The 21,655-nt window shown below is 39.7% G+C and carries 21 protein-coding genes and 1 pseudogene; 21 read left to right on the forward strand and 1 reads right to left on the reverse strand.

The annotated features are described in order from the left end of the window. The 15 genes and pseudogenes from WKI42_RS02900 to WKI42_RS02970 form a co-directional block, all read left to right on the forward strand. Window positions 1-216 (forward strand): annotated as a pseudogene (locus WKI42_RS02900) (Rpn family recombination-promoting nuclease/putative transposase); the annotation flags it as partial. A gap of 999 nt (window positions 217-1,215) precedes the next feature. Continuing rightward, window positions 1,216-1,668 (forward strand): YhcH/YjgK/YiaL family protein, encoded by a 453-nt coding sequence (locus WKI42_RS02905; RefSeq protein WP_368081138.1) that lies wholly within the window; start codon window positions 1,216-1,218, stop codon window positions 1,666-1,668. Between the two features lie 18 nt (window positions 1,669-1,686). Further along, window positions 1,687-3,024, forward strand: coding sequence for a sugar ABC transporter substrate-binding protein (locus WKI42_RS02910; RefSeq protein ID WP_368081139.1), 1,338 nt, complete (start codon window positions 1,687-1,689; stop codon window positions 3,022-3,024). A 78-nt stretch (window positions 3,025-3,102) separates the two neighbouring features. Then, the gene (locus WKI42_RS02915) at window positions 3,103-3,987 is read left to right on the forward strand and encodes a carbohydrate ABC transporter permease (RefSeq protein ID WP_000237984.1); all 885 of its coding nucleotides are present in this window, start codon (window positions 3,103-3,105) and stop codon (window positions 3,985-3,987) included. Next, entirely contained in the window at window positions 3,987-4,820 is an 834-nt protein-coding gene (locus WKI42_RS02920; RefSeq protein WP_368081140.1) for a carbohydrate ABC transporter permease, read from the forward strand. The genes WKI42_RS02915 and WKI42_RS02920 overlap by 1 nt, the downstream gene beginning before the upstream one ends. A 6-nt stretch (window positions 4,821-4,826) precedes the next feature. Further along, complete coding sequence (locus tag WKI42_RS02925) at window positions 4,827-5,066, forward strand: hypothetical protein (protein ID WP_368081141.1); 240 nt, start codon at window positions 4,827-4,829, stop codon at window positions 5,064-5,066. Then, entirely contained in the window at window positions 5,018-6,121 is a 1,104-nt protein-coding gene (locus tag WKI42_RS02930; protein WP_368081142.1) for a Gfo/Idh/MocA family oxidoreductase, read from the forward strand. Before WKI42_RS02925 ends, WKI42_RS02930 begins: the two co-directional genes overlap by 49 nt. 181 nt (window positions 6,122-6,302) lie before the next feature. Further along, window positions 6,303-7,001 (forward strand): N-acetylmannosamine-6-phosphate 2-epimerase, encoded by a 699-nt coding sequence (locus tag WKI42_RS02935; protein WP_050261683.1) that lies wholly within the window; start codon window positions 6,303-6,305, stop codon window positions 6,999-7,001. A gap of 114 nt (window positions 7,002-7,115) precedes the next feature. Next, a complete protein-coding gene (locus WKI42_RS02940; RefSeq protein ID WP_368079844.1) occupies window positions 7,116-8,444 on the forward strand; it encodes an ABC transporter substrate-binding protein in 1,329 nt (442 codons plus the stop codon). A gap of 254 nt (window positions 8,445-8,698) precedes the next feature. Then, the gene (locus WKI42_RS02945) at window positions 8,699-9,565 is read left to right on the forward strand and encodes a carbohydrate ABC transporter permease (RefSeq protein ID WP_162278974.1); all 867 of its coding nucleotides are present in this window, start codon (window positions 8,699-8,701) and stop codon (window positions 9,563-9,565) included. A 15-nt stretch (window positions 9,566-9,580) separates the two neighbouring features. After that, window positions 9,581-10,420 (forward strand): carbohydrate ABC transporter permease, encoded by an 840-nt coding sequence (locus tag WKI42_RS02950; protein WP_368079843.1) that lies wholly within the window; start codon window positions 9,581-9,583, stop codon window positions 10,418-10,420. A gap of 271 nt (window positions 10,421-10,691) precedes the next feature. Then, entirely contained in the window at window positions 10,692-11,144 is a 453-nt protein-coding gene (locus WKI42_RS02955; protein ID WP_368081143.1) for a YhcH/YjgK/YiaL family protein, read from the forward strand. A gap of 19 nt (window positions 11,145-11,163) precedes the next feature. Next, window positions 11,164-11,808: a YesL family protein gene (locus WKI42_RS02960; protein ID WP_261024804.1), complete on the forward strand. Its 645-nt coding sequence runs from the start codon at window positions 11,164-11,166 to the stop codon at window positions 11,806-11,808. 171 nt (window positions 11,809-11,979) lie between these two features. After that, window positions 11,980-12,897 (forward strand): dihydrodipicolinate synthase family protein, encoded by a 918-nt coding sequence (locus tag WKI42_RS02965; RefSeq protein WP_001281493.1) that lies wholly within the window; start codon window positions 11,980-11,982, stop codon window positions 12,895-12,897. 17 nt (window positions 12,898-12,914) lie between these two features. After that, a complete protein-coding gene (locus WKI42_RS02970) occupies window positions 12,915-13,799 on the forward strand; it encodes an ROK family protein (protein ID WP_261055572.1) in 885 nt (294 codons plus the stop codon). A gap of 15 nt (window positions 13,800-13,814) precedes the next feature. Here WKI42_RS02970 and WKI42_RS02975 read toward each other — a convergent pair whose 3' ends face one another. Beyond that, on the reverse strand, window positions 13,815-14,666 hold the full coding sequence (locus tag WKI42_RS02975) for a MurR/RpiR family transcriptional regulator (protein WP_173274686.1): 852 nt from the start codon (window positions 14,664-14,666) through the stop codon (window positions 13,815-13,817). 193 nt (window positions 14,667-14,859) lie between these two features. Here WKI42_RS02975 and pbp2b point away from each other — a divergent pair, with 193 nt between their 5' ends. The 6 genes from pbp2b (at window position 14,860) to WKI42_RS03005 (ending at window position 21,593) form a co-directional block, all read left to right on the forward strand. Then, a complete protein-coding gene (gene pbp2b, locus WKI42_RS02980; protein ID WP_368081144.1) occupies window positions 14,860-16,917 on the forward strand; it encodes a penicillin-binding protein 2B in 2,058 nt (685 codons plus the stop codon). A 10-nt stretch (window positions 16,918-16,927) separates the two neighbouring features. Then, on the forward strand, window positions 16,928-17,524 hold the full coding sequence (gene recR, locus WKI42_RS02985; protein WP_000966760.1) for a recombination mediator RecR: 597 nt from the start codon (window positions 16,928-16,930) through the stop codon (window positions 17,522-17,524). A 175-nt stretch (window positions 17,525-17,699) separates the two neighbouring features. After that, complete coding sequence (locus tag WKI42_RS02990) at window positions 17,700-18,743, forward strand: D-alanine--D-alanine ligase (RefSeq protein WP_368081145.1); 1,044 nt, start codon at window positions 17,700-17,702, stop codon at window positions 18,741-18,743. 83 nt (window positions 18,744-18,826) lie between these two features. Continuing rightward, on the forward strand, window positions 18,827-20,200 hold the full coding sequence (locus WKI42_RS02995; protein WP_368081146.1) for a UDP-N-acetylmuramoyl-tripeptide--D-alanyl-D-alanine ligase: 1,374 nt from the start codon (window positions 18,827-18,829) through the stop codon (window positions 20,198-20,200). Then, window positions 20,187-20,798 carry an NUDIX hydrolase gene (locus tag WKI42_RS03000; RefSeq protein WP_368081147.1) on the forward strand — a complete coding sequence of 204 codons (612 nt, stop codon included), beginning with the start codon at window positions 20,187-20,189 and terminating at the stop codon, window positions 20,796-20,798. The genes WKI42_RS02995 and WKI42_RS03000 overlap by 14 nt, the downstream gene beginning before the upstream one ends. Window positions 20,799-20,888: 90 nt before the next feature. Beyond that, window positions 20,889-21,593, forward strand: a complete 705-nt coding sequence (locus WKI42_RS03005; protein ID WP_368081148.1) for a TMEM164-related integral membrane acyltransferase — start codon at window positions 20,889-20,891, stop codon at window positions 21,591-21,593. Window positions 21,594-21,655 lie beyond the last annotated feature (62 nt).

Raw genomic sequence — 21,655 nt, forward strand, 5'->3', positions numbered from 1 at the left:
AAAATGTTTAGTCAATTACGTATGCGAGAAGAACAAGCCTTGTTAGCGCAGGACTATGCCTTGGAACAAGCTGAGGAGCGTGGCCGTGCTGAAGGTGGTTTCGAGATGTTAGCAAATCTAGTTCGCCAACATGTATTAAGCACTGAATTTGCTAGTCAGCAATTAGGTATGTCAGTATCTGAGTTTGAAGCCTTGCTGGAAGATTATCACCAATAACGGTCAAGATGGCGTTCTTGGAATTAAAAAACTCTAGGCGCAAAATCTTAAAAATCACAAACACGCATAGTATCAGGTAATTAAAAAAACTTGATACTATGCGTTTTATAGTGCACTGAATCTATATTAGGATACTACAATTCCTAAATCATTGTTAGAAATTGGTTTGAATTTTCCAATCAATTTGTTCAGTTTTTATATTATATTGTCATATCATAAGGTTATGTCCCTTATTTTCTCCTACAATTGACTTTTACCTGCTTTCTTCTTTTTTCTGTTTCTTATCTTGTCCACTCGAAACAGGTTTTGCAAGAAACCTACTTATTTTTGAAAGTACTTTTAATATATTTGATATGCTTAAAAAGATTTGAAACTAAATTCCAAATTAGAAAAAGGCTTGAAATACTAAAAAAAAAAAGTATACTCTAATTGAAAACGGTAACAAAACTAATTTAGAGTATTTCTCTCTTAAAAAGTTCTTGGTGAAACGAGATGTAGAAAGGAGATTTAGCCAAAGAGTCTATTAGTGCTAGAATAATAGATTGGAATTATTTTAGAAAAACGAAGTGAGCAGCTTATAAATTCAATTCCCCAAATAGATTCATAATAGTGTCTTTTGAAAAAAATGAAGGGCGACTTCCTTTATGAATACCGATTTCATCTATGAGGAAGATAGATAAAGTAGTTCATTGAACTAACTTATTTATTCTGTTTGTCGCTAGAAAAATCAGATCTTCTTGTGAAGATTGAGGAGATACTGAATGAAAATTAAAGAAGAAACTAGCAAGCTAGTAGCAGATTGCCCAAAACACCGCGCTTTGAGGTTGTAGATAAGACTGACGTATATAATCCAAGGTGAAGCGACTGTGGTTTGAAGAGATTTTCAAAGAGTATAGGCTAGAGAGTGTTGTGTTTTTATGTCCTTCTAGTAGAAAATGCTAGGCAGAAGAATGGGGAACTTGGATAGGAAAAATAGATTGAGAAAGGAGGTTAGAAGAGATGATTATTACAAAAATTAGCCGTTTAGGAACTTATGTGGGAGTCAATCCACATTTTGCAACATTGATAGATTTTTTAGAAAAAATAGGACTAGAAAATTTAACAGAAGGTCCGATTGATATTGATGGAGATCGACTGTTTGGGAATTGCTTTACTTATCTAGCAGATGGTCAAGCAGGAGCCTTCTTTGAAACTCACCAAAAATATTTGGATATTCATTTAGTTTTGGAAAACGAAGAAGCCATGGCTGTTACGTCGCCGGAAAATATAAGCGTTACCCAAAAGTATGATGATGAGAAAGATATTGAATTATACACAGGGAAAGTGGAACAGTTGGTTCATTTGAGAGCTGGCGAATGCCTCATCACTTTTCCAGAAGATTTACATCAACCAAAGGTTCGTATAAATGATGAACCTGTGAAAAAAGTTGTCTTTAAAGTTGCGATTTCTTAATGTAGAAAGGGAAGAACCATGAAAAAAATGAGAAAGTTTTTATGTCTAGCCGGAATTGCGCTAGCAGCCGTTGCCTTGGTAGCTTGTTCAGGAAAGAAAGAAACTACAGCTGACACTGAACCACCGACAGAATTATCTGGTGAGATTACAATGTGGCACTCCTTTACTCAAGGACCACGTTTAGAAAGTATTCAAAAATCAGCAGATGCTTTCATGCAAAAGCATCCAAAAACAAAAATCAAGATTGAAACATTCTCTTGGAATGACTTCTATACTAAATGGACTACAGGTTTAGCAAATGGAAATGTGCCAGATATCAGTACAGCTCTTCCTAACCAAGTAATGGAAATGGTAAACTCAGATGCTTTGGTTCCGTTAAACGATTCTATCAAGCGTATTGGACAGGATAAATTTAATGAAACAGCTTTAAATGAAGCAAAAATCGGAGATGATTACTACTCTGTTCCTCTTTATTCACATGCACAAGTTATGTGGGTTAGAACTGATTTGTTAAAAGAACATAATATTGAGGTTCCTAAAACTTGGGATCAACTCTATGAAGCTTCTAAAAAATTGAAAGAAGCTGGAGTTTATGGCTTGTCTGTTCCGTTTGGAACAAATGACTTAATGGCAACACGTTTCTTGAACTTCTACGTACGTAGTGGTGGTGGAAGCCTCTTGACAAAAGATCTTAAAGCAGACTTGACAAGCCAACTTGCTCAAGATGGTATTAAATACTGGGTTAAATTGTATAAAGAAATCTCACCTCAAGATTCTTTGAACTTTAATGTCCTTCAACAAGCTACCTTGTTCTATCAAGGAAAAACAGCATTTGACTTTAACTCTGGCTTCCATATTGGAGGAATCAATGCCAACAGTCCTCAACTAATTGATTCAATTGATGCTTATCCTATTCCAAAAATCAAAGAATCTGATAAGGACCAAGGAATTGAAACTTCAAACATTCCAATGGTTGTTTGGAAAAATTCAAAACACCCAGAAGTTGCTAAAGCATTCTTAGAATCACTTTATAATGAAGAAGACTACGTTAAATTCCTTGATTCAACTCCAGTAGGTATGTTGCCAACTATTAAGGGGATTAGTGATTCTGCAGCCTATAAAGAAAATGAAACTCGTAAGAAATTTAAACATGCTGAAGAAGTAATTACTGAAGCTGTTAAAAAAGGTACTGCTATTGGTTATGAAAATGGACCAAGTGTACAAGCTGGTATGTTGACTAACCAACACATTATTGAACAAATGTTCCAAGATATCATTACAAATGGAACAGACCCTATGAAAGCTGCAAAAGAAGCAGAAAAACAATTAAACGATTTATTTGAGGCTGTTCAGTAGGTGTAAAAGACTAGAAAATAGGTGGGCTAGTGAGCTGAAAAGCCCTAGCCCAATCTTGTAAAAGAAGGGAGAAGGAGAATGGTTAAAGAACGTAATTTAACTCGCTGGATATTTGTTTTGCCAGCTATGATTATCGTAGGATTACTCTTTGTTTATCCGTTTTTCTCGAGTATTTTTTATAGCTTTACCAATAAGCATTTGATTATGCCCAATTATAAATTTGTTGGTTTAGCTAACTATAAAGCTGTGCTATCAGATCCCAACTTCTTTAATGCGTTCTTTAATTCAATTAAGTGGACCATTTTCTCATTAGTTGGTCAAGTTTTAGTAGGGTTTGTATTGGCTTTAGCTCTTCACAGAGTACGCCACTTTAAGAAATTATATAGGACCTTATTGATTGTTCCTTGGGCATTTCCTACAATCGTTATTGCCTTTTCTTGGCAGTGGATTCTAAACGGGGTTTATGGCTACTTACCTAATCTAATCGTAAAATTAGGTTTAATGGAACATACACCTGCATTTTTGACAGATAGTACATGGGCATTCCTATGTTTGGTGTTTATCAACATTTGGTTTGGAGCGCCGATGATTATGGTTAATGTACTTTCAGCTTTGCAAACAGTACCAGAAGAACAATTTGAGGCTGCTAAGATAGATGGTGCTTCAAGTTGGCAGGTGTTCAAGTTTATCGTCTTTCCACATATTAAAGTGGTTGTAGGACTTCTAGTTGTTTTGAGAACTGTATGGATCTTTAATAACTTTGACATTATCTATCTTATTACTGGTGGTGGACCAGCTAATGCTACAACGACGCTTCCAATTTTTGCTTACAACCTAGGTTGGGGAACTAAATTGTTGGGTCGTGCTTCAGCAGTTACAGTGTTGCTCTTTATCTTCTTGATGGCAATTTGCTTTATCTACTTTGCTATCATCAGTAAGTGGGAAAAGGAGGGTAGAAAATAATGAAGAAGAAATCCAGTATTTATTTAGATATTCTCTCACATGTACTTTTAGTTGGTGCGACCATTGTTGCAATTTTCCCATTGATATGGATTATCATATCTTCTGTCAAGGGGAAAGGGGAATTAACTCAGTATCCAACACGATTTTGGCCTGAACAATTTACATTGGATTATTTCACTCATGTTATCAACGATTTGCACTTCATTGATAACATTCGAAACAGTTTAATCATTGCCTTGACTACAACCCTTATTGCGATTATTATTTCTGCTATGGCAGCCTATGGTATTGTTCGATTCTTCCCTAAATTGGGAGCAATTATGTCGAGACTACTCGTTATTACCTACATTTTCCCACCAATTTTGTTAGCAATTCCCTATTCAATTGCCATTGCTAAAGTTGGGTTAACAAATAGTTTATTTGGCTTGATGATGGTTTATCTATCTTTTAGTGTTCCATACGCGGTTTGGCTTTTAGTTGGATTTTTCCAAACAGTTCCAATTGGAATTGAAGAAGCAGCTCGAATTGATGGCGCTAATAAATTTGTGACTTTTTACAAAATTGTGTTACCGATTGTAGCGCCAGGTATTGTAGCAACAGCTATTTATACATTTATCAATGCTTGGAATGAATTCTTGTATGCCTTGATTTTGATTAACAATACAGGAAAGATGACAGTAGCAGTAGCCCTTCGTTCGCTTAATGGTTCAGAAATCCTAGACTGGGGAGATATGATGGCAGCATCTGTTATTGTAGTTCTTCCATCAATCATTTTCTTCTCAATTATCCAAAATAAGATTGCAAGTGGATTGTCAGAAGGTTCTGTGAAGTAATACTCAATGAAAATCAAAGGTCAAACTAGGAAACTAGCCGCAGGTTGCTCAAAGTACAGGTTTGAGGTTGTAGATAAAACTGACGAAGTCAGCTCAAAACATGTTTTTGAGGTTGTAGATGAAGCGACGCTGACGTGGTTTGAAGAGAAGTATAAGTTAAAATTAGAAAGTTTATTCAATAATAAAGGAGAAAAAACATGGTTAAATACGGTGTTGTTGGAACAGGGTATTTTGGAGCTGAGTTAGCTCGTTATATGCAAAAGAATGATGGAGCAGAGATTACTCTCCTCTATGATCCAGATAATGCAGAGGCAGTTGCAGAAGAATTGGGAGCAAAAGTAGCAAGCTCCCTAGATGAGTTGGTTTCTAGCGATGAAGTAGATTGTGTTATCGTCGCAACTCCAAATAATCTTCATAAGGAACCGGTTATTAAGGCTGCACAACATGGCAAAAATGTTTTCTGTGAAAAACCAATTGCACTTTCTTATCAAGATTGTCGCGAGATGGTTGATGCATGTAAAGAAAACAATGTAACCTTTATGGCAGGACATATTATGAACTTCTTTAATGGTGTCCATCATGCAAAAGAACTCATTACTCAAGGAGTGATTGGAGATGTTCTATATTGTCACACAGCTCGTAATGGTTGGGAAGAACAACAACCGTCCGTATCATGGAAAAAAATTCGTGAAAAATCAGGTGGTCACTTGTATCACCACATCCATGAATTGGATTGTGTACAATTCCTTATGGGTGGTATGCCTGAAACTGTAACCATGACAGGTGGGAATGTAGCCCATGAAGGTGAGAATTTCGGTGATGAAGATGATATGATTTTTGTCAATATGGAATTTTCTAATAAGCGTTTTGCCTTGTTAGAATGGGGTTCAGCTTATCGTTGGGGTGAACATTATGTCTTGGTTCAAGGGACTAAAGGTGCTATCCGCTTAGACTTATTCAACTGTAAAGGAACTCTTAAGCTAGATGGGCAAGAAAGTTATTTCTTGATTCATGAATCGCAAGAAGAAGATGATGATCGTACTCGTATCTATCATAGTACAGAGATGGATGGAGCAATTGCTTATGGTAAACCAGGTAAACGTACTCCATTATGGTTGTCATCTGTGATTGACAAAGAAATGCGCTATCTCCACGAGATTATGCAAGGCGCTCCAGTATCAGAAGAATTTGCAAAACTATTGACAGGTGAAGCTGCCCTAGAAGCAATTGCTACTGCAGATGCTTGTACCCAGTCTATGTTTGAAGATCGCAAAGTAAAATTGTCAGAAATTGTAAACTAAATTTTGGTATTCTCCTATTTATTAGGTCGACTTGCTCCTCTGAAAGTACTTTTAGAGGAGCTGTTTGACTTGGCTAGTTTTTGAAACTGAAATCTATTATACTACAAACTCTTGAAAGCGTTTTAATTTTAAGGTATAATAATCTCATAGAAACAAAGAAAAAAGAAAAGGAGGAAAGAGGATGCCACAGATTAGCAAAGAAGCCTTGATTGAACAAATCAAAGATGGAATCATCGTTTCTTGTCAGGCTCTTCCTCATGAACCGCTTTATACAGAAGCGGGAGGGGTGATTCCCTTGCTGGTCAAAGCGGCTGAGCAAGGTGGAGCAGTCGGTATCCGAGCCAATAGTGTTCGCGATATCAAGGAAATCAAGGAAGTCACCAAACTTCCGATTATTGGGATAATCAAACGAGATTATCCGCCGCAAGAACCCTTCATCACGGCTACCATGAAAGAAGTTGATGAATTAGCAGAACTGGACATCGAGGTGATTGCTCTGGATTGTACCAAGCGTGAACGCTACGATGGTTTGGAAATTCAAGAGTTCATTCGTCAGGTCAAGGAGAAATATCCTCATCAGCTTTTGATGGCAGACACCAGTACTTTTGAAGAAGGATTGGCAGCGGTCGAAGCAGGAATTGACTTTGTCGGAACAACCTTGTCAGGCTACACATCTTACAGTCCAAAAGTGGACGGTCCAGATTTTGAACTCATCAAAAAACTCTGCGATGCCGGTGTAGATGTCATTGCAGAAGGGAAAATTCATACACCAGAACAAGCCAAACAAATCCTTGAATATGGAGTGCGAGGCATCGTTGTTGGTGGCGCTATTACTAGACCAAAAGAGATTACAGAACGCTTCGTTGCTGGTCTCAAATAACACAATCTTAAAAAGAGGAGAGTGGTGGAATGAGTAGGATGAAATGAAATCGCATACAAGAAATAAAGAACTCATTATCCAAGTTGGATACGCTTATTACATAGGAGAATACAGATGAAATTTAGAAAATTAGCTTGTACAGTACTTGCGAGTGCTGCGGTTCTTGGTCTTGCTGCTTGTGGCAATTCTGGCGGAAGTAAAGATGCTGCCAAATCAGGTGGTGACGGTGCCAAAACAGAAATCACTTGGTGGGCATTCCCAGTATTTACCCAAGAAAAAACTGGTGACGGTGTTGGAACTTATGAAAAATCAATCATCGAAGCTTTTGAAAAAGCAAATCCAGATGTAAAAGTGAAATTGGAAACCATTGACTTCAAGTCAGGTCCTGAAAAAATCACAACAGCTATCGAAGCTGGAACAGCTCCAGACGTACTCTTTGATGCACCAGGACGTATCATCCAATACGGTAAAAACGGCAAATTGGCTGAGTTGAACGACCTCTTCACAGATGAATTTGTTAAAGATGTCAACAACGAAAACATCGTACAAGCAAGTAAAGCTGGAGACAAGGCTTATATGTATCCAATTAGTTCAGCTCCATTCTACATGGCAATGAACAAGAAAATGCTAGAAGATGCTGGAGTGGCAAACCTTGTAAAAGAAGGTTGGACAACTGATGATTTTGAAAAAGTATTGAAAGCACTCAAAGACAAGGGTTACACACCAGGTTCATTGTTCAGTTCTGGTCAAGGGGGAGACCAAGGAACACGTGCCTTTATCTCTAACCTTTATAGCGGTTCTGTAACAGATGAAAAAGTTAGCAAATATACAACTGATGATCCTAAATTCGTCAAAGGTCTTGAAAAAGCAACTGGCTGGATTAAAGACAATTTGCTCAATAATGGTTCACAATTTGACGGTGGGGCAGATATCCAAAACTTTGCCAACGGTCAAACATCTTACACAATCCTTTGGGCACCAGCTCAAAATGGTATCCAAGCTAAACTTTTGGAAGCAAGTAAGGTAGAAGTGGTAGAAGTACCGTTCCCATCAGACGAAGGTAAGCCAGCTCTTGAATACCTTGTAAACGGATTTGCAGTATTCAACAACAAAGATGACAAGAAAGTCGCTGCATCTAAGAAATTCATCCAATTTATCGCAGATGACAAAGAATGGGGACCTAAAGACGTAGTTCGTACAGGTGCCTTCCCAGTTCGTACTTCATTTGGCAAACTTTATGATGACAAACGTATGGAAACAATCAGTGGTTGGACTCAATACTACTCACCATACTACAACACTATTGATGGATTTGCTGAAATGAGAACACTTTGGTTCCCAATGTTGCAATCTGTATCAAATGGTGACGAAAAACCAGCGGACGCTTTGAAAGCCTTCACTGAAAAAGCGAACGAAACAATCAAAAAAGCTATGAAACAATAGTCCTTAGTTATTCTATGAAAAAGTAATTTTTTAAAGAACCTAAGAGTGTATACCCCCTTTTCCCTCTACACAGATAGTGTAAGAAAAGGGGGGATTTTGTTTAAAATGTAAGAAACTGTCACGAAATTAAAATGAAGTTCTTACATAAGCGAATCATAAAAAATTTCATTTTGATTTTAATACATTTTAACAGAAATCAAAAATCATCATTATTTGAAAGTGAGGTGCCGACTGTGAAAGTCAATAAAATCCGTATGAGGGAAACCGTAATTTCCTATGCTTTTCTAGCACCAGTGTTGTTCTTCTTTATTATCTTTGTTTTAGTACCAATGATTATGGGCTTCATCACAAGTTTCTTTAACTATTCTATGACTAGTTTTGAATTTGTGGGCTTAGATAACTATGTCCGTATGTTTAAAGATCCTGTCTTTACAAAATCTCTGATTAACACAGTTATTTTGGTTGTTGGCTCTGTACCGATTGTTGTTCTCTTCTCGCTCTTTGTAGCGTCACAGACCTACCATCAAAATGCCATTGCCAGATCCTTCTACCGTTTCGTCTTCTTCCTTCCAGTTGTAACAGGTAGTGTTGCCGTAACGGTTGTATGGAAATGGATCTATGATCCATTATCAGGGATTCTCAACTTTGTTTTGAAATCTAGTCATATCATTACACAAAATATTTCATGGCTGGGCGACAAGCACTGGGCATTGCTGGCGATTATGATTATCCTTTTGACAACGTCTGTTGGTCAACCGATTATCCTCTACATCGCAGCTATGGGGAATATTGACAATTCATTGGTTGAAGCAGCTCGTGTTGACGGTGCAACTGAATTTCAAGTTTTCTGGAAGATTAAATGGCCAAGCCTTCTTCCAACAACTCTTTATATCGCAATCATCACGACAATTAACTCCTTCCAAGTTTTCGCCTTGATTCAATTGTTGACATCTGGTGGGCCAAACTACTCTACAAGTACCTTGATGTACTATCTGTACGAAAAAGCCTTCCAATTGACAGAATACGGCTATGCCAACACCATTGGTGTCTTCTTGGCAGTCATGATTGCTATCGTAAGCTTTGTTCAATTTAAGGCGCTCGGAAACGACGTAGAATACTAAAGAAAGGAGACAGCTATGCAATCTACAGAAAAAAAACCATTAACAGCCTTTACTGTTATTTCAACAATCATTTTGCTCTTGTTGACTGTGCTGTTCATCTTTCCATTCTACTGGATTTTGACAGGGGCATTCAAATCACAACCTGATACAATCGTTATTCCTCCTCAGTGGTTCCCTAAAATGCCAACCATGGAAAACTTCCAACAACTCATGGTGCAAAACCCTGCCTTGCAATGGATGTGGAACTCAGTATTTATCTCATTGGTAACCATGTTCTTAGTCTGTGCAACCTCATCTCTAGCAGGTTATGTATTGGCTAAAAAACGTTTCTATGGTCAACGTATCCTCTTTGCCATCTTTATCGCTGCTATGGCACTTCCAAAACAAGTTGTCCTTGTACCATTGGTACGTATCGTCAACTTCATGGGAATTCATGACACTCTCTGGGCAGTTATCTTGCCTTTGATTGGATGGCCATTCGGTGTCTTCCTTATGAAACAATTCAGTGAAAATATCCCTACAGAATTGCTCGAATCAGCTAAAATCGATGGTTGTGGTGAGATTCGTACCTTCTGGAGCGTAGCCTTCCCAATTGTGAAGCCAGGATTTGCAGCCCTTGCAATCTTCACCTTCATCAATAGTTGGAACGACTACTTCATGCAGTTGGTTATGTTGACTTCACGTAACAATTTGACCATCTCACTTGGGGTTGCAACTATGCAGGCTGAAATGGCAACCAACTATGGTTTGATCATGGCAGGGGCTGCTCTTGCTGCTGTGCCAATCGTAACAGTCTTCCTAGTCTTCCAAAAATCCTTCACACAAGGGATTACTATGGGAGCGGTCAAAGGATAATACTCTGCGAAAATCGAATTCAAACTACGTCAGCGTCGCCTTGCTATACTTAAGTATTGCCTGCGGTTAGCTTCCTAGTTTGTTCTTCAATTTTCATTGAGTATAGGAAAATCAATCTATCAGAATACAGAAGTATATTTTATAGATTAAAAGAATATAGAGTTATAAGTGTCTACAAAATGGAGGGTATGCAGTTACTTTATGAAGTTTTGTCAGACACTTATCAACTTAAGAATGGTTTTAGTTAACTATCAGAAACGAAGGAAAGAGTATGATTTTTGACGATTTGAAAAATATCACCTTTTACAAAGGAATTCATCCCAATTTAGATAAGGCTATCGACTATCTCTACCAACATCGTAAAGATTCATTCGAGTTAGGAAAATATGAGATTGATGGTGACAAGGTCTTTCTAGTTGTTCAAGAAAATGTCCTAAATAAAGCTGAAAATGACCAGTTTGAACATCACAAGAACTATGCAGACTTGCATTTGTTGGTAGAAGGGCATGAATATTCGAGTTACGGTTCACGTATCAAAGATGAAGCAGTAGCATTCGACGAAGCGAGTGACATTGGCTTTGTTCATTGTCATGAAAAATACCCACTCTTGTTGGGTTATCACAATTTTGCGATTTTCTTTCCAGGAGAACCACACCAGCCAAATGGTTATGCAGGTATGGAAGAGAAGGTTCGCAAATATCTCTTTAAAATTTTGATTGATTAAAAAATCAGGAGGAGCAAACATGGCACAAAAAGGAGTAAGCCTTATCAAGGCAGCATTTGATACAGATAACTTTCTCATGCGTTTTAGTGAGAAGGTCTTGGATATCGTGACAGCCAATCTTCTTTTTGTCGTCTCTTGTTTACCCATCGTGACGATTGGAGTGGCTAAAATTAGCCTTTATGAGACTATGTTTGAGATTAAGAAGAGCAGACGTGTGCCTGTCTTTAAAATCTATCTAAGAGCTTTCAAGCAAAATCTGAAACTAGGTCTTCAGTTAGGTCTGCTTGAGTTGGGTATCGTCTCATTAAGCCTTCTAGACCTCTATCTCTTTTGGGGTCAGACAGCTATGCCTTTCCAAATGGTGAAAGCTATTTGTCTAGGCGTTCTTATCTTCCTTACTATCGTGATGTTGGCTAGCTATCCCATCGCTGCACGCTATGATTTGACTTGGAAAGAAGTGCTGCAAAAAGGACTTATCTTGGCAAGTTTTAACTTTCCTTGGTTCTTCCTCATGTTAGCTATTCTCTTTCTTATTGTGATGGTTCTTTATCTGTCCGCCTTCAGTTTACTTTTAGGTGGCTCAGCCTTCCTGCTTTTTGGGTTTGGACTCTTAGTCTTTATCCAGACTGGATTGATGGAGAAGATTTTCGCAAAATACCAATAGGATGGCTTGTCTATGAAACTACTTTCAAGCCATAAACGTTTCAAAATGCATATCGAAACTAAAATCTAAGTGTACACAAGATATTGAAAGCGTTTTTCACAAGGTGTATACTAAACACGTAAAGAATAAATCCTGCTTTTAGCAGAAAAAAGAAAACTTAGGAGAAAATCTATGTCAGATTTAAAAAAATACGAAGGTGTCATTCCGGCCTTCTACGCATGTTATGATGATCAAGGAGAAGTAAGTCCAGAGCGCACACGTGCCTTGGTTCAATACTTCATTGATAAAGGTGTTCAAGGTCTTTACGTCAATGGTTCTTCTGGTGAATGTATCTACCAAAGCGTTGAAGACCGCAAGTTAATTTTGGAAGAAGTCATGGCAGTTGCCAAAGGTAAATTGACCATCATTGCTCATGTTGCCTGCAACAATACCAAAGACAGTATGGAACTGGCTCGCCACGCTGAAAGCTTGGGAGTAGATGCCATTGCAACAATTCCACCGATTTACTTCCGTTTGCCAGAATACTCAGTTGCCAAATACTGGAACGATATTAGTTCTGCAGCTCCAAACACAGACTACGTGATTTATAACATTCCTCAATTAGCAGGTGTTGCTTTGACTCCAAGCCTTTACACAGAAATGTTGAAAAATCCACGTGTTATCGGTGTTAAAAATTCTTCAATGCCAGTTCAAGATATCCAAACCTTTGTGAGCCTTGGTGGGGAAGACCATATCGTCTTTAACGGTCCAGATGAACAGTTCCTAGGAGGTCGCCTCATGGGTGCCAAAGCTGGTATCGGTGGTACATATGGTGCTATGCCAGAACTCTTCTTGAAACTCAACCAATTGATTGCGGACAAAGACTTGGAAACAGCGCGTGAATTGCAGTATGCTATCAACGCAATCATTGGCAAACTCACTGCTGCACATGGAAATATGTATGGTGTCATTAAAGAAGTTTTGAAGATCAATGAAGGACTGAACATTGGTTCTGTTCGTTCACCATTGACACCAGTGACTGAAGACGATCGTCCAGTTGTAGAAGCAGCTGCAGCCTTGATTCGTGAAACCAAGGAGCGCTTCCTCTAATCCATAAGGAGGTATTTATGACACACTACGTTGCAATTGATATTGGTGGAACCAACATCAAATATGGTTTGATTGACCAAGAAGGCCAACTTGTTGAATCGCATGAAATGCCAACTGAGGCGCATAAGGGTGGACCTCATATCTTACAAAAAACCAAAGATATTGTAGCCAGCTATTTAGAAAAAGGCCCAGTAGCAGGTGTTGCTATTTCTTCTGCAGGAATGGTGGATCCAGACAAGGGTGAGATTTTCTATGCTGGGCCTCAGATTCCCAACTATGCAGGCACCCAGTTCAAAAAGGAAATCGAAACTAGCTTTAATATTCCTTGTGAAATTGAAAATGACGTCAACTGTGCAGGTCTTGCGGAAGCTGTATCTGGTTCAGGTAAGGGAGCGAGTGTCACCCTTTGCTTGACCATTGGAACAGGTATCGGTGGTTGTTTGATTATGGATGGGAAAGTCTTCCATGGATTTAGCAATTCAGCCTGTGAAGTTGGTTATATGCATATGCAGGATGGAGCGTTCCAAGATTTGGCTTCTACGACAGCATTGGTGGAGTATGTAGCAACAGCTCATGGCGATCCAGTTGATCAGTGGAATGGTCGACGCATTTTCAAGGAAGCCACTGAAGGCAATAAACTCTGCATGGCTGGTATTGACCGTATGGTTGACTATCTAGGAAAAGGTCTGGCAAATATTTGCTATGTGGCCAATCCAGAAGTGGTCATTCTCGGGGGTGGTATCATGGGACAAGAGGCGATCCTCAAACCCAAGATCCGCACAGCCTTAAAAGATGCCTTGGTACCAAGTCTAGCCGAAAAAACACGATTAGAATTTGCCCATCACCAGAATACAGCAGGGATGTTGGGAGCATATTATCATTTTAAGACAAAACAATCCTAGTTTGGCCCAGCCAAACTAGGATTTTCTGACACGTTTTTGTCTACGATAGCCGTTGAGTTTTTTATTTTCCCAGTAGCTATTAAAGATTTTTTCCTTGCTTTCGCGATTGATTTCTAAAAAATAGGCATAAATCAAATCGATAAAGAAGAGCATAGGAAGTTGAGCGGATATTCGTTGGATATAGGAAGACTGGCTGTGGGTGGCTACAAGAACAGTCTCTGTGTAGGCCTGACTATCTTTATTGGGAACACTTGAAAAGAGTACAGTCTTTGCCCCCATCTCCTTAGCGTCTAATAAACTGTCTAAAATAGAGGGAGTTGTGCCAGAAAGTGAGAAACCAAGTACGAGACAATTTTCGTCCATAATACTGGTTGTCCAGGCAAAGCCGTCTTGATCGGTCAAAGCCTCGCAGACCACACCCAGACGCATGAAGCGCAATTTCATTTCACGAGCTACGAGGCCAGAACTCCCTGTTCCGAAGAAGTAGACACGCTCAGCATCTTCGATTAATTGGGCAATTCGTTCTAGTTGGACTTCGTCAATCAAGTCTTGTGTTTGTTCCCGCATATTGCTATAACTTCTGAGGACTCGTTTGGTCAGTGGACTGTGCTTGAAGACTTGGTTGGCTTGATTTTCTGCCTCATGTTGGTATTGGAAAATAAATTCTCGGTAGCCAGTAAAGCCACACTTTTTAGCAAAGCGAGTTAGTGCAGCCTGAGAGATATGTAATTTTTGAGTGACCTGTTGGGAGGAAAGGTCATCTTGAATGGTTTCTGCTTGTAAAAAATAGCGAGCGATTTCTTGCTCTAGGTCTGTCATTTCTTCAAAATGTGAATCAATGACAGTTGCGATATCTGGTTTGTCCATAGGGAAGGCTCCTTTAAATGAGTCGTGTTGGAAAAAGACTAGATTATTGAACTTTTACATTCATTATAACATATAATATAGGGATGAATAAATAAAAACGCATCTTACTGTAAAAACGAAAAAAAGCATCTTTCTTTTCCATAATTTTCTGCTCAAATTGTGGTACAATTAAGAGTAAGATTTTAAGTTAGAAATGAGACTGATTTGTATGAGAAAATTTAACAGCCATTCGATTCCGATTCGGCTTAATTTATTGTTTTCAATCGTCATTTTACTCTTTATGACCATTATTGGTCGTTTGTTGTATATGCAGGTTTTGAACAAGGATTTTTACGAAAAAAAGCTAGCCTCCGCTAGTCAGACCAAGGTCACAACCAGTTCTGCCCGTGGGGAAATTTATGATGCTAGTGGAAAACCTTTGGTTGAAAATACTGTGAAACAAGTTGTTTCCTTTACGCGTAGCAATAAAATGACGGCTACAGACTTAAAAGAAATAGCTAAAAAGTTACTGACTTATGTGAGCATCAGTTCGCCAAATTTGACAGAACGCCAGCTGGCTGATTACTATTTGGCTGATCCTGAAATCTATAAAAAAACAGTGGAAGCTCTCCCAAGTGAGAAACGCTTGGATTCAGATGGCAATCGCCTATCCGAATCAGAACTGTATAACAATGCGGTCGATAGTGTCCAAGCGAGTCAACTAAACTATACAGAGGATGAAAAGAAAGAAATCTATCTTTTTAGTCAGTTAAATGCTGTTGGAAACTTTGCGACAGGAACCATTGCGACAGATCCTCTAAATGATTCTCAGGTGGCTGTTATTGCCTCTATTTCAAAGGAGATGCCTGGCATTAGTATTTCTACTTCTTGGGATCGAAAGATTTTGGAAACTTCCCTTTCTTCTATAGTAGGGAGTGTATCCAGTGAAAAAGCTGGTCTCCCAGCGGAAGAAGCAGAAGCCTATCTTAAAAAAGGCTATTCTCTAAATGACCGTGTTGGAACCTCCTATTTGGAAAAGCAATATGAAGAGACCTTACAAGGAAAACGCTCGGTAAAAGAAATCCATCTGGATAAATATGGCAATATGGAAAGCGTGGATACAATTGAGGAAGGTAGTAAGGGGAACAATATCAAGCTGACCATTGATTTGGCCTTCCAAGATAGCGTGGATGCTTTGCTGAAAAGTTATTTCAATTCCGAGCTAGGAAATGGTGGAGCCAAGTATTCTGAAGGTGTGTATGCAGTCGCCCTTAACCCAAAAACAGGTGCTGTTTTGTCTATGTCAGGGATTAAACATGACTTGAAAACGGGAGAGTTGACGCCTGATTCCTTGGGAACGGTAACCAATGTCTTTGTTCCAGGTTCGGTTGTTAAGGCGGCGACCATCAGCTCAGGTTGGGAAAATGGAGTCTTGTCAGGAAATCAGACCTTGACAGACCAGTCCATTGTCTTCCAAGGTTCAGCTCCAATTAATTCTTGGTATACTGCCTTTTCTGTGCCAATGCCGATTACGGCGGTTCAGGCTCTAGAGTATTCATCCAATGCTTATATGGTCCAAACAGCCTTAGGTCTTATGGGGCAAACCTATCAACCAAATATGTTTGTCGGCACCAGCAATCTAGAGTCTGCTATGGGTAAATTGCGTTCAACCTTTGGCGAATATGGCTTGGGGTCTGCGACCGGGATTGACCTACCAGATGAATCTACTGGATTTATTCCCAAAGAGTATAACTTTGCCAATTTCATTACCAATGCCTTTGGGCAGTTTGATAACTATACGCCGATGCAATTGGCTCAGTATGTAGCAACTATTGCAAATGATGGTGTTCGTGTGGCTCCTCGTATTGTTGAAGGCATTTATGGAAATAATGATAAGGGGGGCCTAGGCGACTTGATTCAGCAACTGCAACCGACAGAGATGAATAAGGTCAATATATCCGACTCCGATATGAGTGTCTTGCACCAAGGTTTTTATCAGGTTGCTCATGGGACTAGTGGATTGACAACTGGACGTGCCTTTTCAAATGGTGCCTTGGTATCTATTAGCGGAAAAACGGGTACAGCCGAAAGCTATGTGGCAGATGGTCAGGAAGCAACCAATACCAATGCGGTGGCCTATGCCCCATCTGATAATCCCCAAATCGCTGTTGCAGTGGTCTTTCCTCATAATACCAATCTAACAAATGGTGTAGGACCTTCCATTGCGCGTGATATTATCAATCTGTATCAAAAATACCATCCAATGAACTAGAAAGGAAATTATGCTTTATCCAACACCCATTGCCAAGCTGATTGACAGTTATTCCAAGTTACCAGGTATCGGGATTAAGACGGCCACGCGTCTGGCCTTTTATACGATTGGGATGTCTGATGACGATGTCAATGAATTTGCCAAAAATCTCCTTTCTGCTAAGAGAGAATTGACCTACTGTTCCGTTTGTGGACGTTTGACAGATGATGATCCTTGCTCCATTTGTACCGATCCGAGTCGTGACCAGACAACGATTTTGGTGCTAGAGGATAGTCGTGATGTGGCAGCCATGGAGAACATCCAAGAATACCATGGTCTCTATCATGTCCTGCATGGCCTCATTTCTCCTATGAATGGTATCAGTCCAGATGATATCAATCTCAAGAGTCTCATGACTCGTCTGATGGATAGTGAGGTTTCAGAAGTAATCGTAGCAACCAATGCCACAGCAGATGGGGAAGCGACTTCCATGTATCTTTCGCGTTTGCTCAAGCCAGCTGGCATCAAGGTTACGCGCCTGGCAAGAGGTCTTGCTGTGGGAGCAGATATCGAGTATGCAGATGAAGTCACACTCTTACGGGCTATTGAAAATCGGACAGAGTTGTAAGTGTGGACAAATTTACGAAGTCCATTCATTTATAAAAAATCAAGGAGGCTGAAAATCGTTCATATTGGCCTCTTTTTGTATAGTGTGATGAGTAGGATCAGGTTCAAGTTTTAAAAAAATAAGCAAATATGATATACTAAAGAGCGAGTATTCTAGTAGAATTAGGACAAATAATATGAAACAAACGATTATTCTTTTATATGGTGGACGGAGTGCGGAACGCGAAGTCTCTGTCCTGTCAGCTGAAAGTGTCATGCGTGCGGTCAATTACGACCGTTTCACAGTTAAGACTTTCTTTATCAGTCAGTCAGGTGACTTTATCAAAACGCAGGAATTTAGTCAGACTCCAGGTCAAGAGGACAGTCTCATGACCAATGAAACTATTGATTGGGATAAGAAAGTTGCACCAAGTGCCATCTACGAAGAAGGGGCAGTAGTCTTCCCAGTTCTTCACGGTCCGATGGGAGAAGACGGCTCTGTCCAAGGATTCTTAGAAGTTTTGAAAATGCCGTATGTCGGCTGCAATATCTTGTCATCTAGCCTTGCCATGGACAAAATCACGACCAAGCGTGTGTTAGAATCTGCTGGTATTGCCCAAGTTCCTTATGTGGCTATCGTTGAAGGGGATGATGTGACTGCTAAGATCGCTGAAGTGGAAGAAAAATTGACTTACCCAGTTTTCACAAAACCATCTAATATGGGTTCTAGTGTCGGTATTTCTAAGTCTGAAAATCAAGAAGAACTCCGTCAAGCCTTGAAACTTGCCTTCCAATATGACAGCCGTGTCTTGGTTGAGCAAGGAGTGAATGCCCGTGAAATCGAGGTTGGTCTCTTGGGCAACTACGATGTCAAGAGTACGCTACCAGGAGAAGTGGTCAAGGATGTTGCCTTTTATGACTACGATGCCAAGTATATTGACAACAAAATTACCATGGATATCCCAGCTAAAATCAGTAATGATGTGATAGCTGTCATGCGTCAAAATGCAGAAACTGCCTTCCGTGCCATTGGTGGCCTCGGTCTCTCTCGTTGTGATTTCTTCTATACAGATAAGGGAGAGATTTTCCTCAACGAGCTCAATACCATGCCAGGCTTCACCCAGTGGTCAATGTATCCACTACTTTGGGAAAATATGGGAATCAGCTACCCAGACTTAATAGAACGTTTGGTTGACCTTGCCAAGGAAAGTTTTGACAAGCGCGAAGCGCATTTGCTATAAAATGAAAGAGAGGGTAGAAGCCAGAACCATCACTGTAAGGTGACTAAAGTTCTCGAGCTTCGCCCCTTTTTAAAGGAGTAGAAATGAAATTAACAATCCATGAAGTGGCCCAAGTTGTAGGAGCTAAAAATGATATCAGCATCTTTGAGGACACCCAGTTAGAGAAAGCTGAGTTTGACAGTCGTTTGATTGCGACAGGAGATTTATTTGCGCCCCTCAAAGGTGCGCGTGACGGTCATGACTTTATCGAAACAGCTTTTGAAAATGGCGCTGCTGTAACCCTGTCTGAGAAAGAAATCGCAAATCATCCCTATATTCTAGTAGATGATGTCTTGACAGCCTTTCAAACCCTAGCTGCCTACTATCTTGAAAAAACAGCAGTTGATGTCTTTGCTGTTACAGGTTCAAATGGTAAAACAACAACCAAAGACATGTTGGCGCACCTGCTATCAACAACCTACAAAACTTACAAAACACAAGGTAACTACAATAATGAGATTGGCCTTCCCTACACAGTTCTCCATATGCCTGAAGGAACAGAAAAGTTGGTCTTGGAGATGGGACAGGATCACTTGGGAGATATTCATCTCTTGTCTGAATTGGCTCATCCAAAGACAGCCATTGTGACCTTGGTTGGGGAAGCTCATTTGGCCTTTTTCAAAGACCGTTCAGAGATTGCAAAAGGAAAAATGCAAATTGCAGATGGCATGGCTTCAGATTCCTTGCTTTTGGCCCCAGCCGACTCCATTGTAGAGGCCTACTTGCCAGCTGATAAAAAGGTGGTTCGTTTTGGGCAAGGAGCAGAGCTGGAAATTACAGACTTGATAGAGCGCAAGGATAGTCTGACCTTTAAGGCTAATTTCTTGGAACAAGCCCTTGATTTGCCAGTGACTGGTAAGTACAATGCCACCAATGCTATGATTGCATCCTATGTTGCCCTGCAAGAAGGAGTGACTGAGGAGCAGATTCGTCAGGCCTTCCAAAATCTTGAATTGACGCGTAATCGTACCGAGTGGAAGAAAGCAGCCAATGGAGCAGATATCCTGTCTGACGTATATAATGCCAATCCAACTGCTATGAAGCTGATTTTAGAGACTTTCTCTGCCATTCCAGCCAATGAAGGTGGCAAAAAAATCGCTGTCTTGGCGGATATGAAGGAACTTGGTGACCAGTCTGTTCAGCTCCATAACCAGATGATTTTGAGTCTCTCGCCAGATGTGTTGGATACCGTTATTTTCTACGGAGAAGACATTGCCGAATTGGCCCAACTTGCCAGTCAAATGTTCCCAATCGGACATGTTTTCTACTTCAAGAAAACAGCTGACGAGGACCAATTTGAAGACCTAGTTAAGCAGGTCAAGGAAAGCCTTGGGGCTCATGATCAAATCCTGCTCAAAGGCTCTAACTCTATGAATCTAGCCAAGTTGGTAGAAAGTTTAGAACATGAAGACAAGTGATTTTGTCAAGTATTTGCAAAGAATGATTGCCATTACAGATACTGGATTAACCTTTACAAAGGATCCTTTCGACCGTGAGCGCTACGAAGACTTGCGAGGCCTTTTATCTGAAATGTTGAATCAAGCATCAGACCTTGATGCCGAAGAAGTGGCAGAAGTCTTGAAGCCAACTTCTGCTTATGCGACTCCGTTAATGGACGTCCGTGCTTGGATTGTTGAGGACGAAAAAATTTGTCTGGTTAGGGGACAAGGAGAGGATGATTGGGCTTTACCAGGTGGTTTTGGTGAGGTCGGTTATTCACCAACTGAAAATATTCTCAAGGAAATTGAAGAAGAAACCGGTTTTAAAGCCAAAGTTGAAAGACTACTAGCTGTTTTTGATACCAATCGTTTCCAACTACAGAGCAAACAATATGCAAAGTTTGTTTTTGAATGTAAGTTTCTCGATGGACAATTTCAAGAAAATCAAGAAATCGCTGACCTTCAATTTTTTGCCATTGACCAGCTGCCGAACTTATCTGAAAAACGCATTACCAAGGAGCAAATAGAGATTCTTTGGCAGGTTTATCAAGGCCAGAGGGAGCAATATCTTGACTAAGAAGATGATTATCGTATTTCTAAATCCATTTTTGACAAATAGCATGGTATAATAAAATGCAGGAAAATTTTGAATCATGAGGAAGACTAGATGAATTTATGGGATATTTTTTTTACGACCCAAGCAACAGAGCCACCAAAGTTTGATCTTTTTTGGTATGTCAGTATATTTACACTCTTGGCTTTGACCTTTTATACAGCCTATCGTTATCGTGAAAAGAAGGTTTACCAACGATTTTTCCAAATCTTGCAGGCCGTTCAGTTAATCCTTCTTTATGGTTGGTACTGGGTCAATCATATGCCACTATCAGAAAGCTTACCCTTTTACCATTGTCGTATGGCTATGTTTGTGGTGCTTTTGCTACCTGGTCAGTCCAAATATCGGCAGTATTTTGCATTACTAGGAACATTTGGGACATTAGCAGCCTTTGTTTATCCAGTGCCAGATCCTTATCCATTCCCGCATATTGCGATTTTATCCTTTATCTTTGGGCACTTAGCTCTCTTGGGGAACTCACTGGTTTATCTATTGAGACAGTATGATGCACGATTGCTAGATGTGAAGAGAATTTTTCTTATGACCTTTGGACTAAATGCCTTAATTTTTGTGGTCAATTTGGTAACAGGTGGAGATTACGGATTCTTGACCAAACCGCCATTGGTTGGAGATCACGGCTTAGTGGCTAATTATTTAATCGTTTCTGTAGCCTTGTCAGCAGCCATTACTTTGACAAAGAAAATCTTGGAACTATTTTTAGAACAAGAAGCAGAAAAAATGATTGCAAAGAAAGCTTAGAAATGAGCTTTCTTTTTTGGCAATAGACAGATTGTTGTTGGCTACATAGAGCAGAAAAATTC

Source organism: Streptococcus pseudopneumoniae, from assembly GCF_038148935.1.
Lineage (GTDB): Bacteria > Bacillota > Bacilli > Lactobacillales > Streptococcaceae > Streptococcus > Streptococcus pseudopneumoniae_U.